Genomic DNA, 15313 nt, shown 5'->3' with positions numbered 1-15313 from the left:
CTCACAGCAGGAAACGGTTGGCCGGCGTCTTCAAGCCCAAGCGATCCCTCAGTGTCCCGGGCTCATATTCCTGGCGGAACACCCCTCTGGCTTGCAGCAGAGGCACCACGCCACGGGTGAAGGTTTCGAAGTCAGTGGGCAAAAACGGAAACATGAGGTTGTAGCCATCGACGGCATTCGACTCGTATAACGCTGAAAGCTTGTCGGCAATATGCTCCGCCGTTCCGATCAATAGCCAGGTGCTGGAGCTCTTGACCAACCGGCGCCCTATCTCGCGGATGGACAGGGAAGTGTCGTACTGCTTGAGCAGGGCCAGCTCGGTTCGAATGCCATCAAACTCGGACTCATCCGGCAACGCTGGCAACGGACCGTCCGGCGATAGTCCTGTCAGGTCCAGGCGGGTGTAGCTGGAGACCAGGTCAATCGCCACCGCATCGATAATCAGGCTGTCCTCCAGGTGCCGACGTCGTTCCTCCTCAGTCTCATCCCCGAGCACCACCGGCAGCACGCCGGTGATGATTTTCAGATCACTGGAATGCCTGCCCTTCAACTCGAGTCGGCGATTCAAATCGGCCCTGTACGCCAGTCCCTCCTCGACCGAATTGATAAAGCAGAAGTGTACGTCCCCATGGGCGGCGGCCAGGTTTTTGCCGGCTTCAGAAGACCCCGCCTGGGCGAGAACCGGGTGGCCCTGGGGTGGACGCGGCACGTTAAGCGGCCCACGTACGCTGAAATGTGCGCCTTTGTGATTGATCGGGTGGATTTTCGAGGGGTCGGCAAAGGCGCCGGTGCCCTTGTCAAACTCAAGCGCGCCCTCCTCCCAGGAGTCCCAAAGCTGCTTGACGACCTGGATGAATTCCTCGGCCCGCTGATAACGATCGCCGTGTTTCGTCACGCCTGACAATCCGAAATTCGAAGCCTCTTCTTCCAGCCAGGACGTCACGATATTCCAGCTGGCTCGCCCTGCGCTGAGGTAGTCCAGCGAAGCAAAATAGCGCGCGAGGTTGAAGGGCTCGTTATAGGAAGTCGAAGCCGTGCCCATCAGCCCGATGTGCTCGGTAACCGCCGCCAGTGCGGACAACAGCGTAATCGGTTCCAGGCGGGCGTTGGCATAGTGCCTCAGCCCGCTGGCCACGGAATCCCAGACCGCAACGTGATCCGCAACAAAAACCGCATCAAACTTCGCTGCCTCCGCCGCCTGCACCAGTTTTACGTAGTAACCCAGGGTCAATATCTCTTGGGTCGGTGCCAGCGGGTGGCGCCAGGAAAAACGATGATCGCCCTGGGGGTTAAAAAAGAACAAATTCAAAATCATACTTTTATTCGACATAACGCCTCCGCGACCTTACCCACGTCGCATTGATTTTCACCGGGCCGTCTTGACGGTATGTTCGGCAACCCACTGCGCCGCGACTTTCGTGGGGTCCTTGTGATCGATATCAACCAGGCGATTGAGTTGCTTGAGGTCGTCATCGGTCAGCTTTGCAGAAACCTCGTTAAGCACCTGGGTGACTTCCGGGGTCAGCAACGCCTTGCGCCCCAGTGGGGTGATGTTTTGCAGGGGCTGTTGATGCTTGTCGTCCTCGAGGACAACCCAAGGCTCTTTCGCCAGGATGCCTTGCGTGGAGACCACCGTGGCCACGTCGATAGCACCGGAGTTCAACGCCAGCCGCGACAAGGGCCCGCCCATGTCCAGCGACTTGACGCTCTTGAAGTTGATGCCGTAGACCGCCTTCAACCCGGGCAGGCCTAACGCAGCCGTGGCAACTTCGGGAGGCCCGCCCAGGGTGAAATCACCCGAGACGGGCGCCAGGTCGGACAAGGTGCGCAGGTTGTACTTTTCTGCGGTCTTTTGGGTGACGGCCCAGGCGGTAATGGAGCCTGCGGACGAAGGCTCAAGCAGCTGGAGGTCCGCCGGCAACTTCTGTTGCAAAGCGCTGAGGATCTCCTTTTGGCTGGTCAGGGCGGTCTTGTCGTCATAGAAACTCAACAGTGACCCCAGGTATTCGGGGACGACGTCTATATCGCCGTTTTCCAGGGCCTGGGCGATGATCTGGCGGTTGCCCAGATTGAGTCGGGTCTTGACGTCTATCCCTTGATTTTTCAGGGCTGACGCATAGATATTGGCGAGAATCGTCTGCTCGGAAAAATTGGCCCCTCCAATGGTGATGGACTGAGCGCTGGCAAACGCGCTGCCCACCAGCAAGCCTAGCCCCAGCAGCAATGAAACCGAGTGCGCTGAGCGAGCCTTCGAACGTTGTTTGTTTTTCATGTGGGTTTGCACCTCTGCAGAGTTAATACACACTTTCAAATGCCTCAGGTCATGTAGCGCTTAGTTCGATTCTCCCCGCGCGCCATTTTCTAACCATGAATGTTTCTATCATTGAACAAACCCACTCACTGACAATCGCCAGTGCCGACACCATCAGTGCGCCGCCAATGATTTGCGGCGTATCATTTCGGCCCAGTCCATCAATCAGAAACCTGCCCAGCCCGCCGAAGCCGGCATACGCGGCGATGGTGGCCGTGGCGATAAGTTGCACCAGGGCTGATCGGAACCCTGAAAAGATCAGCGGAAAAGCCAGCGGCAACTCGAGCTGAAAAAACATCTGCCCCCTGCGCATGCCCATCGATCTGGCAGCCTGCTTCAGGGATGAATCCACCTGATCGATGCCAACATAGGTATTGGTTAATATCGGCGGGATGCTCATGGTCACCAACGCGATAATCACCGTGCTGGTTTCATAACCGATAAGCATGATTGCAAGTATCACAATACCCAGGGACGGTAATGCTCGCCCAATATTGAACAGCCCTATCGCCACCTGCGCACCTTTACGGTAGTTAGCCAACAGTACGCCAAGCGGCAACGCTATTGCGCAAGCAATAGCCAGGCTCAAGGACACATAATAAATATGCTCTGCCAGCCGAGTCAGTATGCCGTTTTCACCTAACCAATTATCTGGAAGAGAAAACCAAAGGTAGACACTTGCGATCATGTTCATCAGCGCACCCAAGGCACCAGCCATTTATTGATTGAATAAAACAGAAAATCAAAACATAACGCCAGTATCACGGTCAGGACCAGGCTGACCGCCACAGGTGTAGTGAAACTTTGAGCCAGCCCGGTAATGAACAGCTGGCCCAGTCCACCTTGACCAATCAAGGCAGTAACAGTCACCAGCCCCACCAAAGTAACCGAGGTTGTTCGTAAGCCCGCCAATAACGCAGGCAGCGCCAGTGGAAGTTCAACCCCGAGGAATCTCTGCATGCGCGTATACCCGAGCGCACGGGCTTCCTCCAATACGTCGGCAGGGTTACTCGCAAGTCCCGCCAAGGTGTTCTGTAACACGATAAGCAAGGCATACAGGCTCAAACCAATGACCGCCGTGGTCTTGGATAACCCGGTAAAAGGCATTATCAAAATAAACAGTGCCAGGGACGGAATGGTAAAGAGTATGCCGCAGACATAAATCATCGGCCGCGCCAATCCTGGCTGCCACAACGTCAAGAGCACCATTGCACCCGCTAACAGCATCCCTATACACAGGCCCAGGGTTACCAGTTGAATATGATCGACTAACAGCTGGCCGATCTGCTGCCAGTTTTCAACGATCCAGGACCAGTCAATCATTGCGCACTTCCGAAGCGGCGTTCATTGAGTGCGCTGTGAAGGCTGGCAATCGACAGGCAACCTTCGTAACTGCCGGCCTCGTCCACGCGAACAACCACCCCCATAGGCGCCGTTAGCATCTTAACCAGGGCGTGATGCAACGAGTCGTGACTCGACACTGTTGTCAGCTCCGGAACAGGCATGTCCGAGTCACTGACCCACTTCAACGGGTTGGACTTGTCATCCAGTAGAAGTTTGAATTCACAACTGATCTCATCCACCGGAAGATCAGAAACCTTCATCAGCGAAAGCCTTTTTAACAGCGGATCTTTGCCGATAAAGGTCTTCACAAACTCGCTGGCAGGATGGGCAAGGATGTTGTGAGGGGTATCGAACTGAACAAGTTTCCCTTCGCCCTCGAAGATGGCAATTCGATCACCAATCTTGATGGCCTCCTCCATATCATGGGTCACCAGGATAATGGTTTTATGCAAACGTCTCTGAAGCGCAACCAGTTCATCCTGCAGTCGCTCGCGTATCACCGGATCAAGGGCGGCAAAGGGTTCGTCCATCAATACAACCGGTGGGTCCGAGGCCAATGCCCTTGCCAGGGCGACACGACTTTGCTGCCCGCCCGACAGCTGATTAGGGTAGCGGTCCAGAAATTCCGGCTGAAGCCCAACCAGGGAAATGAGCTCGCTCACGCGCTGGCGGATTTTATGTTGGCTCCAGCCCAGCAGCCGCGGGACTGCGCCAATATTTTCGGCAACCGTCTGGTGAGGAAACAAGGCGGCGCTCTGCATCATGAAACCAATGCCACGGCGTAGCGTAACGACGTCAAGTTCATCGGTCGCCACGCCGTTGACACGGATGCGGCCACTGTCCTGGGTATCCAGCCGGTTGATCATGCGCAAAATGGTGGTTTTGCCGCAGCCACTCGGCCCGACAAATACACAGATCTCACCCTCCCGGACGTGAAGCGTTAAATCGCTCACGGCCATTCGCGGGCTGCCTTTATGAGTTTTCCTGATGGCTTCAAAACGTATCATTTTCCGACGCCCACATTAGCTTGCCTAGTGTTAGTGCTCAGCAGGATGGCGAGGACAATCCACGGGACTGACCAGATGTTTCTGCAATAACTGGAAGTAGCCATGAATGACATAGCCATTGTTTCGCGCGATCCATTGTTCACGCCTGGCTCTATACACCCTGGGCAAGTAAAACCAGGGCAAACCGGGAAGATCGTGATGAACCAGGTGAAGATTGAGGTTGAGAAACAGCCAACTCAACAGCCCCGACGATTCATTGATAACCGTGCGGTGTTCCGGATACGTTGACGGACGATGTTCGTAAAACGACCTGATCATGGCAATCGACAAAGCCGGCAACGAAACCAGGAATAAGTACTGTATGGCACTGATGGCGCTGTATTCCTCAACCAAAGCCAGCACTACGCCAACACTGAGTAGATGCGCGGCCCACATCCGCCAAGCGATTCGACCGGTATGAAACAGCCCTCTGATTTCGCTACCCACAAGGGCTATCACCGCCAATGGTGCGCCCATAAGCAAACGACCGCCCAAGGTCTTGTTTACCCACAACAACGTTCTGATATACCGAGGCGAGCACAACCAAAAAGCACCGCTGACATAACGACTTTCCGGATCTTGCCCGGGTACCGTCAGCACTTCGTCGTTGTGATGTGCCAAATGGGTGTCCCTGTAAATGTCATAGGGGTACCAAACGGCAAACGGCAGAAATCCCAAGGCCTTGTTTATGGCGGGCCAACGGGTTGGATGACCATGGATAAGCTCATGCTGAATCGACATCCACAGCACAACCAGTGGCACCAGCAGGACAAGGCTGAATACTTCGCCAAGTACTTGCCCATAAAAAATAATAAACGCCCAGGCCAGATAAAACCCGACTAACAAAAGCCAGGTGGGCCATTCGGTTCTACTGGTCAGGGTAGTGCTCAGCTTGACGATTTCCGCTCGATGAGCGTCATCCAAATAGTTTGGCATTGTTGTCAGTCGCGATAGAACGTGCTCGGAACGGGCGCCCAATCACTCACACTTCAAGCTGCAACCCATAAACCGGGATTACCTGAAGATGATTGGCTGGACTAACGGTATGGAAGTGCCCAACAACGACGATTCACATGGCGTAGAGAAGAAACGCCAAGCCTTCGCTGATTGCACTGCAGGCTTCGCTGTTGGCCTGACAAGGGAGAGGTTTGCCGGTAACGGATGGAACGGCAATGGAGGAAAAAGGACGGGTGCTGATATTGTCGGCGTGAGAAATCGCGACATGGGCGCCGTCATGTGACAGAGCCTCAAGGCTGATTTGGAAGATTCGGGCGCCGGACATAGTCGTACCATAACAATAGGATTGAACATATCCGGCGGTCCGGTGACAGCAAGGTAGCATGATGGCTAATACGATCAAGGACTATATTTTATTATGCTTATTCCTAAAATGAATAAGTGATCCAGGCGAATGATGCAAGCCAGCTGCATCGGAACAGACCTCGAATAAAAACAACGGAGGGTTGCCTACCGACTATGAACATTCTCTACGATGAACGCGTCGACGGCGTCCTGCCTGACGTCGACAAACAGGCACTCCTGCACGCCCTGCAGACTCGCTTGCCTGACCTGGAAATCCTGCACCAGCACGAAGCGCTCAAGCCGTACGAATGCGACGGACTCTCGGCTTATCGCACCACGCCCATGCTGGTGGTGCTGCCGCGCCACATCGATGAGGTCCAGGGCGTGCTGCGAGTCTGCCATGAGCGGCGTGTACCGGTGGTGGCTCGCGGCGCGGGCACCGGGTTGTCCGGCGGTGCGCTACCGCTGGAAAAAGGCGTGCTGCTGGTGATGGCGCGCTTCAACAACATTCTGCACATCGACCCCGCCGCCCGCACCGCCCGGGTTCAGCCGGGGGTACGCAACCTGGCGATTTCCCAGGCGGCTGCGCCATTTGGCTTGTATTACGCGCCGGACCCTTCCTCGCAGATCGCCTGTTCCATCGGCGGTAATGTGGCGGAAAACGCCGGTGGCGTGCATTGCCTGAAGTACGGGCTGACCGTGCACAACCTGCTCAAGGTCGACATCCTGACCGTCGACGGCGAACACGTGAGCCTGGGTTCCCAGGCCCTCGACTCTCCGGGTTTCGATCTGCTGGCATTGTTCACCGGCTCCGAGGGCATGCTCGGGGTGATCACCGAGGTCACGGTCAAGCTGCTGCCCAAACCACAAACCGCCAAAGTGCTGCTGGCCGCCTTCGATTGCGTCGAAAAGGCTGGCCGTGCGGTGGGTGACATCATTGCCGCCGGCATCATCCCGGGCGGCCTGGAAATGATGGACAACCTGGCCATTCGCGCCGCCGAAGACTTCATTCACGCCGGCTACCCGGTGGACGCCGAAGCGATTCTGTTGTGTGAACTCGATGGTGTGGAAGCCGACGTCCACGACGACTGCGACCGCGTGCGCCAGGTGCTGGAACAGGCCGGCGCCACCGAAGTGCGCCAGGCTCGGGATGAGGCCGAACGCGTGGGTTTCTGGGCCGGGCGCAAGAATGCGTTTCCGGCGGTGGGCCGCCTCTCACCGGATTATTACTGCATGGACGGAACGATCCCGCGTCGCGAACTGCCTGGGGTGCTGCACGCTATCGCGGCGTTATCGACCGAGTACGGCCTGCGAGTAGCGAATGTTTTCCATGCCGGTGACGGCAACATGCACCCGCTGATCCTGTTCGATGCCAATCAACCGGGCGAACTCGATCGCGCCGAAGCCCTGGGCGGCAAGATCCTCGAATTGTGCGTGAAGGTTGGCGGCAGCATTACCGGTGAACACGGTGTGGGCCGCGAGAAGATCAACCAGATGTGCGCCCAGTTCAATAGCGATGAGCTGACCGTGTTCCACGCCGTCAAAGCCGCCTTCGACCCGGGCGGATTGCTCAACCCTGGCAAGAACATCCCGACGTTGCATCGATGCGCCGAGTTTGGCGCCATGCACGTTCATCTGGGTCAGATGCCCTTCCCCGACCTGGAGCGTTTCTGATGCGCAGCGGACACCCTATCGACGCCAGCGCAGCGCTGCTGGAGCAGGTCAACCAGGCGCTGAACGACGCCACGCCGTTGCGTATCCAGGGCTCCAACAGCAAGGCGTTCCTCGGCCGCGCAGTCACCGGGGAAATCCTCGACACCCGCGCCCACCGGGGCATCGTCAGCTACGACCCGACTGAACTGGTGATCACCGCCCGTTGCGGCACGCCCTTGGCGGAGTTGGCGGAAGTGCTGGACACCGCGCAACAGATGCTGCCCTGCGAACCGCCCTCCTTCGGTGAACATGCCACCGTCGGCGGCATGATTGCCTGCGGGCTCTCGGGGCCGCGACGTCCCTGGTCAGGATCGGTCCGCGACTTTGTCCTCGGGACACGGGTCATCACCGGACAGGGCAAGCATTTGCGCTTCGGCGGCGAGGTGATGAAGAACGTCGCCGGCTACGATCTGTCGCGCTTGATGGCCGGCAGTTACGGCGCACTTGGGGTGGTGACCGAAGTGTCCCTCAAGGTCCTGCCCAAACCACGGCAAACCTTGAGTATCAGCCTGGAAATGGACACCGACCGTGCCTTGCTGCGCCTGGCGGAATGGGGGCAGCAACCGCTGCCGATCAGCGCCGCGTGTCACGATGGCCAGCGCCTGCACCTGCGGCTCGAAGGGGGCGAAGGCTCGGTGGCGGCGGCCCATGAGCGCTTGGGCGGCGAGTGGCTGGACGCGGCTTACTGGCAAGACCTGAACGAACACCGGTTGAGTTTTTTCGATGAGGATCTGCCCCTTTGGCGCCTGTCCTTGCCGCACAACACACCCCAACTGGCGCTGCCAGGTACCCAATTGATCGACTGGGGTGGCGCCCAGCGCTGGCTCAAATCCGACGCCGACGCGAGGGTCATTCGCGCGGTGGTCGAAAAAGCCGGCGGGCATGGGACCTGCTACCACCCGGGCCTGATCGACAGTCCCTTCCAACCGCTGCCCGACACGTTGATGCGCTACCACCGGAACCTGAAGCAGCAACTCGATCCACGGGGCATCTTCAACCCCGGTCGCCTGTACGCGGAGCTTTGAACCATGCAGACCACCTTGAGCGAAGACGCCCGTCGACTGCCGCGCGCCGAAGAAGCCGAACGCATCCTGCGCAGTTGCGTGCACTGCGGTTTTTGCAATGCCACCTGCCCGACCTATCAACTGCTGGGCGATGAACTGGATGGCCCGAGGGGACGCATCTACCTGATCAAGCAGGTGCTTGAAGGCAATGAAGTCACGCAAAAGACCCAGCAACACCTGGACCGATGCCTGTCCTGCCGTAACTGCGAAACCACCTGCCCCTCTGGCGTCGACTATCACAACTTGCTCGACATCGGCCGGGCGGTGGTCGACGCGGCAGTGCAACGCCCACTCAGTCAGCGTTTGCTGCGCGAGGGGTTGCGCAGCGTCGTTCCGAATCCCGCGCTGTTCAAGCTGCTGATCGGCAGTGGCCAGCTATTTCGAGCATTGTTGCCCAACACCTTGCAGGCCAAGTTGCCTCGCCGCGTCTACCCGCCCAAACCGCGCCCGACCACGCGCCACGCCCGCCAGGTATTGATGCTTGAGGGCTGCGTGCAACCGAGTCTGTCCCCCAATACCAACGCCGCCACGGCACGGGTGCTGGATCGCCTGGGGATCAGCGTCATATCCACCCGCGAGGCAGGCTGCTGCGGTGCGGTGGATTATCACCTCGACGCTCAGGCGGCCGGCCTTGAGCGTGCCCGCCGCAACATTGATGCATGGTGGCCGAGCATTGAAAACGGGGCCGAGGCCATTGTGCAAACCGCCAGCGGCTGCGGGGCCTTTATCAAGGATTACGGCCACCTGCTCAGCACCGACCCGGCGTATGCCGACAAGGCGCACAGGGTCAGTGCCCTGGCCAGGGACCTGGTTGAAGTGCTGCGCGGCGAGCCACTGGATAAGCTCGGTGTACACAGCGACCAGCGCCTGGCGTTCCACTGCCCCTGCACCTTGCAGCACGCGCAAAAACTCGGCGGAGCCGTTGAAACCCTGCTGACAAGCCTGGGCTTCAACCTGACCGCCGTTCCCGACGGCCACCTGTGCTGCGGCTCGGCGGGCACCTATTCGCTGACCCAGCCCGAATTGTCGCGGCAACTGCGCGATAACAAGCTGAATGCGTTGGAAAGCGGCCACCCCGACGTCATCGTCACCGCCAATATCGGCTGCCAGTCCCACCTCGACGGCGCGGGACGCACCCCGGTCAGGCACTGGATCGAACTGGTCGAGGCCGCGTTGCCCTCACCAGGTACTGCAGAATCCTTGCGGCTGCACGCACCGAAGCCCACAGCAATCTAGGGGCGCAATGCCTGGATTGAATCGGCCTCCTGTGGTGAGCGGGCTTGCCCCGCGCTGGGGTGCGAAGCAGCCCCTGATGAAGACGAATGCGGTGTATCAGGCACGCCTCTGCGCCTGGTTTTGGGGCTGCTGCGCAGCCCAACGCGGGGCAAGCCCGCTCACCACAACAAGCCCGCTCGCCACAGGTTTCTTTGCGCTCTCCCGGACAGGGTTCAGCCACGGCGGCCTTAAGCAAGCGTGAGGAACAACGCCGAGGTCCAGACCCGGGACTGGTCGCGTTGGCGCGCGCAGATGAACAGCGGATGCTCGCGACCCGGTTGCAGAGTGAGTGGCGCCAAGTCGATCTTGCCTTGGAGCTCGCGAGGCAGCGGCTCGGCGGTGGTCCTTTCCAGGGAGACTTTCAGTTCAGCCCCTGGCAGCTCTTCGATCACCTGGGATTGCGCCAGCAGTTCTTCGCCGGACAGTTCCATCAGCACCGTCGGTGCATGCACGTAGGGCTGCGGTTCGGAGGGATCGCCGACCTTGATGTAGTTGTCGATGCGGCTGCGGACCTGCAACGTCGCACCGGCCAATTGCGACAGGTCGATTTCGATGCTGTCGGTGTCGCCGTTGGTGTCGGTGCGAAAGGCCAGGGTCGTGGCGTCCTTGCGCCATACGGTTTGCTCCGGGTGATCGAGGCCCAGGGCGCGAAAACCATTGATGACCGCGCCCGTCACCCGGATTTCGCCGGTCCAGTACGCGCCGCGATAACGGTCCTTGATGCGTGCGCCGCCCAGGCGCAGCCGGATGCGTTGGGCGGAAAATCCCAGCTCCTGATGCAGGTTGCGTGACCAGATCAGTTTATCGCCGTCGAACAGGTCCACCTGCTCCCAGCCCGCCTCGCCCAGCAATCGATAGTCCAGGGTGGCATTCGAATCCGCCGTGAACACCTCACCCATGAAGTGCTGGCCCTGGCGCAGGCTGGCAAATGCACGCTCGCCCGTCGTGGCAAAGGTGCGACGGGCGCGAAGGGCCTTGCCGACACTCGAACGATCGAAAGACTCGGCGATCACACCGGTCAGCCCGCCGCGAGAGCCAAACACCGCCGTGGCCGGAACCCCGCCGCCGCAACGGCCCTGATGCTCATCGCTGTTCGCCGCGGCGCCGACCCGATAGCCACGCTGAAGGGCTTCGGCGTAGACCCAATGGAACTGGCCCCAGGCCGAGCCGACTTCGATCAAGCGCTCCAGCTCCGGATGGTGCCAGTCGAGGTTGCAACGGCGCCCGCCGACATGGGGCATCATCAGGTGACCTTCCGGGTCTTTCGCATAGGCCGCGTACAACTCGTCCACCGGCCAGGCCCCCGGTTTGATGGTGCCGGCAGTGAACTCGTTCCACTCGAAAGAGCGCACCAGGCGCCCTTGATTGTCGAACGGAAACTCAGGCTTGCGATCATGCAGGAAGACGACATTACGGTCGCCGCCCGCGCAGGAGTTGCCGCACCACTCGGTGCCGGGGTAGCAGACGAAACGGCCGGGCTCGTTGAGTTCGTGAATCAGCTTCACCGCCTGATCCCAGCGTTGCTCGGTGATATTGAAGTCGTTGGCGGTGTAGCCAAGCACATCGAGGCCGGCGACATCGCGGCCGTAGCTGAGGTTGTAGAGCGTGTCGTTGGTGCCCACGGTGTCATCGGAGTGCACATGCAGGTCGGCGTACAGCGGGCGCAATGCGCTGCCGGCCGGGTCAACCGTCACGAAGGCCTGGGCGCCACGCACGCCGGGCGCCTGCACCTCGGCGGACAAACGCCACTCGCCCACCGCGCCGAGGTCAAACCCCTCGAGCCGCACCGTCGCCCACCCTTCATTGGCCAGGGTAAACGCTTGCTGGCGCTCGCCGCCTTCCGGATCAACCAGGGTCAGTACCCCGTTGAGCGGCAGGTTGCGGCACGTGTTGCCCCAGGCATCGTCGACCCGCAGCAGCACGTCGAACCCCTCACCGGCGCTGATCAGGCGCGGCACAATCAGCTGCACACTCTGCGCCGGTCCCGGCACGATGTTCAGCAACGGATCGCCTGGCACCTCGGCAAATTTCGAGCTGCCCAAGGGGTCGATAAACAGCCGGAAACGGAAGTCTTTCTCGACGAAACTCTGCACCCGCGTGCCCGCCCCGCCCTGGCGACGGTCGCCCAGGCGAATAGTGATCTTGTCGCCGGGATTCAGGTAGCCGTCGATGATGTCAATGATGATCGCTTTCTGGAACGGCCGTTCGTGACCCTTCTGGTCGAAGCGCACTTTCAGGTGCTGCACGGTGGCCTGGCTCTGCCCGGGGACCAACTCGCCCGCCTGGTACTCGGCGCTGACGTAGTTGGGGCCGGCCGGGTTCGAGGTCTGGAACAGTGCCCAATCGGAGTAGAACTTGAACGCCAGTTTCAACCAGGCGCCATCCGCCAGGCCGCTGCCGCCGACCTCGTAGACCAGGGTGATTTCATCCCACTGCCCGGCAATCAGCGTGTCTCGGTCACAGTCGATGCTACCGAGGAACGGGCGTTTCTTGTTGCGTTCGTAGAGGCCTTGGGGGGCGATGTAATGCCCGGCTTCGCGGGGATCGAATACGTTACTCACATGACACCTCGTGCAATGGTCCACTGAAGGTTGAAAGGGTTCGAAGGCAAAGGACGATGCTTACTGCACGCGCCATTTCTGGTAGTGACGCTCGATGCGCCGGAACACAAAACTCTCCATCAGCCAGGCAATCAGGCCGATCAGCACAATGCCCAGCAGCACCTGGCTGCTGTTGCCGATCTGCCCGCCGGTGGAGACCATCCAGCCGATGCCCTGGGAGGCGCCGATCATTTCTGCGGCGACCAGTGCCCGCCAGCCCTGGCTGAACCCGATGCGCAAGGCCGCCGTCACGAAGGGCAATGAGGCCGGCAGGTAAACATGGGCCAGCAGTTGCCAGGGGTTGGCGCCCAAGGTGCGCGCCGCGCGGACTTCACCACCGCGAATGCTCTGTACGCCTTCCTGGATGGTCACCGCCATGGGGAACATCGCGGCAATGAAAATCACCAGCACGATGGAGACATAGCCCAGGCCGAAAATGATCATGATCAGCGGCGCCCAGGCAATCGGCGGGATCGCCATGAACAGGCTGTTGAGCGGCGAGATGAAATCGCGAAAGCGCGAAGACAAGCCGCCGGCCGTGCCCAGCACAATCGCGACAAGCACCGCCGCGCAGAAGCCGCCGACTTCCTCCAGGACGCTCGCCCTGAGGTGCTGCCACAGCGAACTGTCGCTGAGCCAACGCAGCGCTTCGCGCGCCACATCCCAGGGCTGCGGCAGGATATAGGTGGGAAAGCGGCTGGCCAGGGCCATCCAGATCAACAGCAGGAAGGGCAGCGAAGCCCATCCCCAATTCGGTTTTGGCAAGGACATGACAGGCTCAGACTCAGCGCGAGGCTTTTTCCAGGTAGGCGGTATCCACGATCTGCTCGGTCTTGAGCGTGGTGTCGATAAAGCCCAGGTCGTGGGAGTAATTCATCAGGCGCTGGATGAATTGGATATCCGCAGGCTGCAAGTCCGCCGACCAGCCCAATCGCGTGCGCGCCTGGGCGACGATGGCCTCCGGGGCAATGGTCTTGCCGTCAGGCCCCTGCACCGCTTCAAGCTTGAACGCCTCGGCGATGATGCGATTCGACTCGTCGGGATGCTCGTTGAGAAACGCGATGGCCTTGCGGTGCGCACGCAGCAGCTTGACCACGTCGTCCGGTCGCTCCTGCAAGGTTTTGGGCAGCGCGATCACCACGTACCACGGGTAGTTCGGCAGTGCCTGGTTGACGTCGAGCAGAATCCGGCTCGACCCGCGCAGCAACGATTGGCTGACAAAGGGTTCCCAGGAAAACGCTGCGTCGACGATGCCGCGCTCCAGCGCTGCGTTCATGTTGCCGGGTGGCATGTCGACGATGTCGAGGTCCTTGTCCGGGTTGAGCCCGGCTTTTTCTTTCAGCACATAGCCGCGCAACAGCACGTCCATGCCACTGCCCTTCTTGACCCCGGCGAGCTTTTTGCCCTTGAGCTGCTCCAGGCTGTTGATCGGGCTTTTTGCATCGACAATCACCGCCGCCTGACCGTAATTGACCTTGGCCAGAATCCGGCTTTGCAAGCCTCGGGAGAACCATTGGTACACCGGCGGCGTGCCGACATAGGCCACGTCCAGCTCATTGGCGGCCAGCGCCTGCTGGATCACCGGGCCATCGCCCAAGGCCTTGAGGTCGACATTCAAGCCTTCCTCGCGGTAGTAACCCTGCTTGTCGGCGATCAGCGCCGGAGCGTTGGCCATGGCGAACACATACCCCACGCGCAGGGGTTTCTCTTCAGCGGCCACGGCACCTGTGCTGCTTGCCAAGGCGGCAACAGACAAGGAAAGAGCAAGCAGCGAACGTTTGATCATGGGGTTAACTCGGGTTGGCGGGTGGGGTTAGGGATGGCTTCGGCCGCGCCCATGACCTGGGAAATGCGCTCCATCAGTTCATTGCGGTAATCGAGAAAGGCCGGCAGGCGACGGGTTTTCAGGTTGGAACGCGGGCGCGGCAAATGAATATCCAGTTCGCTATGGATACCGCCGGGGGCGATGTTGAGCACGATGACCCGATCGGCCAGGAACACCGCTTCGTCGATGTCGTGGGTGATGAACAGCACCGTCTGACCCAGCTCGGCCCAGATCCGCAGCGTTTCTTCATTCATGCTGTTGCGGCTGATGGCGTCCAGCGCGGCGAAGGGTTCGTCCATCAGCAATACGCTGGGCTCCAATGCCAAGGTCCTGGCCAGGGAGACGCGCTGCTGCATGCCGCCCGACAGTTGATGGGGCAAGCGCTGTGCCGCGTTCTCCAGGCCGACCAGGCGCAAATACTGCAACGCCTGGACACGCTGTTGCGCCTCGCTGAGCTGCGCCGTCATCCGCAGGCCAAAACGCACGTTTTCCAGCGCGCTCAACCAGGGAAACAGCTGCGGCGCCTGAAACACATACCCCAACTCCGAGCGCTCCGGGCGCACGGCGGTCTGGTTGATGCTGATCTGGCCGCTCTGGGGTTGCTGAAAGCCCGACAACAGATTCAGCAGCGTGGTTTTTCCGCAGCCGGACGGCCCGAGGATCGCGACGAATTCGCCCGGCTTGGCATTCAGGCTGAACGCGTTGAACACCCGATGGCCGTTGGGGTAGCTGAAACTGATGTGATCGACCGTCAGGGCGTCGGCTTGCGGTGGTGCGTAAGGCAAGGAGTCGGGCATGGCAAGTATCGTCAGGTCGTTTACAATGGGAATGCC

Annotated in this window: 14 protein-coding genes; 4 read left to right on the top strand and 10 right to left on the bottom strand. The window is 60.0% G+C overall.

Annotated features, from left to right (window positions below; translation table 11 throughout):
- Position 1: 1 nt before the first annotated feature.
- From BM416_RS00225 to BM416_RS00200, 6 genes are read right to left on the bottom strand one after another with little or no spacing between them, the layout of a single operon-like run.
- A complete protein-coding gene (locus BM416_RS00225; RefSeq protein WP_092484037.1) occupies positions 2 to 1330 on the bottom strand; it encodes an LLM class flavin-dependent oxidoreductase in 1329 nt (442 codons plus the stop codon).
- A gap of 36 nt (positions 1331 to 1366) precedes the next feature.
- The gene (locus BM416_RS00220) at positions 1367 to 2272 is read right to left on the bottom strand and encodes an ABC transporter substrate-binding protein (RefSeq protein ID WP_092484034.1); all 906 of its coding nucleotides are present in this window, start codon (positions 2270 to 2272) and stop codon (positions 1367 to 1369) included.
- A gap of 49 nt (positions 2273 to 2321) precedes the next feature.
- The gene (locus tag BM416_RS00215; RefSeq protein WP_092485534.1) at positions 2322 to 3005 is read right to left on the bottom strand and encodes an ABC transporter permease; all 684 of its coding nucleotides are present in this window, start codon (positions 3003 to 3005) and stop codon (positions 2322 to 2324) included.
- Complete coding sequence (locus BM416_RS00210) at positions 3005 to 3634, bottom strand: ABC transporter permease (protein WP_092484031.1); 630 nt, start codon at positions 3632 to 3634, stop codon at positions 3005 to 3007. Before BM416_RS00210 ends, BM416_RS00215 begins: the two co-directional genes overlap by 1 nt.
- Entirely contained in the window at positions 3631 to 4662 is a 1032-nt protein-coding gene (locus tag BM416_RS00205) for an ABC transporter ATP-binding protein (RefSeq protein ID WP_092484028.1), read from the bottom strand. The genes BM416_RS00210 and BM416_RS00205 overlap by 4 nt, the downstream gene beginning before the upstream one ends.
- A gap of 30 nt (positions 4663 to 4692) precedes the next feature.
- On the bottom strand, positions 4693 to 5637 hold the full coding sequence (locus tag BM416_RS00200; RefSeq protein WP_092484025.1) for a fatty acid desaturase: 945 nt from the start codon (positions 5635 to 5637) through the stop codon (positions 4693 to 4695).
- A 109-nt stretch (positions 5638 to 5746) separates the two neighbouring features.
- On the opposite strand from BM416_RS00200, the gene BM416_RS00195 reads away from it, so the two are divergent.
- The 4 genes from BM416_RS00195 to glcF all read left to right on the top strand — a co-directional run bounded on the left by BM416_RS00195 (position 5747) and on the right by glcF (position 10016).
- Complete coding sequence (locus BM416_RS00195) at positions 5747 to 5941, top strand: hypothetical protein (protein WP_092484022.1); 195 nt, start codon at positions 5747 to 5749, stop codon at positions 5939 to 5941.
- 236 nt (positions 5942 to 6177) lie between these two features.
- Positions 6178 to 7677 carry a glycolate oxidase subunit GlcD gene (gene glcD / locus BM416_RS00190; protein ID WP_092484019.1) on the top strand — a complete coding sequence of 500 codons (1500 nt, stop codon included), beginning with the start codon at positions 6178 to 6180 and terminating at the stop codon, positions 7675 to 7677.
- Positions 7677 to 8741 carry a glycolate oxidase subunit GlcE gene (gene glcE / locus BM416_RS00185; protein WP_092484016.1) on the top strand — a complete coding sequence of 355 codons (1065 nt, stop codon included), beginning with the start codon at positions 7677 to 7679 and terminating at the stop codon, positions 8739 to 8741. Before glcD ends, glcE begins: the two co-directional genes overlap by 1 nt.
- Positions 8742 to 8744: 3 nt before the next feature.
- The gene (glcF, locus tag BM416_RS00180; protein WP_092484013.1) at positions 8745 to 10016 is read left to right on the top strand and encodes a glycolate oxidase subunit GlcF; all 1272 of its coding nucleotides are present in this window, start codon (positions 8745 to 8747) and stop codon (positions 10014 to 10016) included.
- A gap of 227 nt (positions 10017 to 10243) precedes the next feature.
- Here glcF and BM416_RS00175 read toward each other — a convergent pair whose 3' ends face one another.
- The 4 genes from BM416_RS00175 to BM416_RS00160 are packed head-to-tail and all read right to left on the bottom strand — an operon-like array spanning position 10244 to position 15277.
- A complete protein-coding gene (locus tag BM416_RS00175) occupies positions 10244 to 12616 on the bottom strand; it encodes a CehA/McbA family metallohydrolase domain-containing protein (RefSeq protein WP_092484011.1) in 2373 nt (790 codons plus the stop codon).
- Positions 12617 to 12676: 60 nt separating this feature from the next.
- Complete coding sequence (locus tag BM416_RS00170) at positions 12677 to 13426, bottom strand: ABC transporter permease (protein ID WP_065927692.1); 750 nt, start codon at positions 13424 to 13426, stop codon at positions 12677 to 12679.
- A 13-nt stretch (positions 13427 to 13439) separates the two neighbouring features.
- The gene (locus tag BM416_RS00165) at positions 13440 to 14441 is read right to left on the bottom strand and encodes an ABC transporter substrate-binding protein (RefSeq protein ID WP_092484008.1); all 1002 of its coding nucleotides are present in this window, start codon (positions 14439 to 14441) and stop codon (positions 13440 to 13442) included.
- Positions 14438 to 15277 (bottom strand): ABC transporter ATP-binding protein, encoded by an 840-nt coding sequence (locus BM416_RS00160; RefSeq protein WP_092484005.1) that lies wholly within the window; start codon positions 15275 to 15277, stop codon positions 14438 to 14440. Before BM416_RS00160 ends, BM416_RS00165 begins: the two co-directional genes overlap by 4 nt.
- Positions 15278 to 15313 lie beyond the last annotated feature (36 nt).

Origin of the sequence: Pseudomonas sp. NFACC42-2, assembly GCF_900116055.1 — a bacterium.
GTDB lineage: Bacteria > Pseudomonadota > Gammaproteobacteria > Pseudomonadales > Pseudomonadaceae > Aquipseudomonas > Aquipseudomonas marginalis.
This window is presented reverse-complemented; position numbering and strand designations above follow the sequence as displayed.

Bases quoted from the DNA above. Each gene is read 5' to 3' on its own strand.
- glcD (WP_092484019.1), top strand. From the start codon at position 6,178: ATGAACATTCTCTACGATGAACGCGTCGACGGCGTCCTGCCTGACGTC.
- glcE (WP_092484016.1), top strand. From the start codon at position 7,677: ATGCGCAGCGGACACCCTATCGACGCCAGCGCAGCGCTGCTGGAGCAG.
- BM416_RS00220 (WP_092484034.1), bottom strand. From the start codon at position 2,272: ATGAAAAACAAACAACGTTCGAAGGCTCGCTCAGCGCACTCGGTTTCA.
- BM416_RS00215 (WP_092485534.1), bottom strand. From the start codon at position 3,005: ATGAACATGATCGCAAGTGTCTACCTTTGGTTTTCTCTTCCAGATAAT.
- BM416_RS00205 (WP_092484028.1), bottom strand. From the start codon at position 4,662: ATGATACGTTTTGAAGCCATCAGGAAAACTCATAAAGGCAGCCCGCGA.
- BM416_RS00165 (WP_092484008.1), bottom strand. From the start codon at position 14,441: ATGATCAAACGTTCGCTGCTTGCTCTTTCCTTGTCTGTTGCCGCCTTG.
- BM416_RS00210 (WP_092484031.1), bottom strand. From the start codon at position 3,634: ATGATTGACTGGTCCTGGATCGTTGAAAACTGGCAGCAGATCGGCCAG.
- BM416_RS00200 (WP_092484025.1), bottom strand. From the start codon at position 5,637: ATGCCAAACTATTTGGATGACGCTCATCGAGCGGAAATCGTCAAGCTG.
- BM416_RS00160 (WP_092484005.1), bottom strand. From the start codon at position 15,277: ATGCCCGACTCCTTGCCTTACGCACCACCGCAAGCCGACGCCCTGACG.
- BM416_RS00195 (WP_092484022.1), top strand. From the start codon at position 5,747: ATGGAAGTGCCCAACAACGACGATTCACATGGCGTAGAGAAGAAACGC.
- BM416_RS00170 (WP_065927692.1), bottom strand. From the start codon at position 13,426: ATGTCCTTGCCAAAACCGAATTGGGGATGGGCTTCGCTGCCCTTCCTG.
- BM416_RS00225 (WP_092484037.1), bottom strand. From the start codon at position 1,330: ATGTCGAATAAAAGTATGATTTTGAATTTGTTCTTTTTTAACCCCCAG.
- glcF (WP_092484013.1), top strand. From the start codon at position 8,745: ATGCAGACCACCTTGAGCGAAGACGCCCGTCGACTGCCGCGCGCCGAA.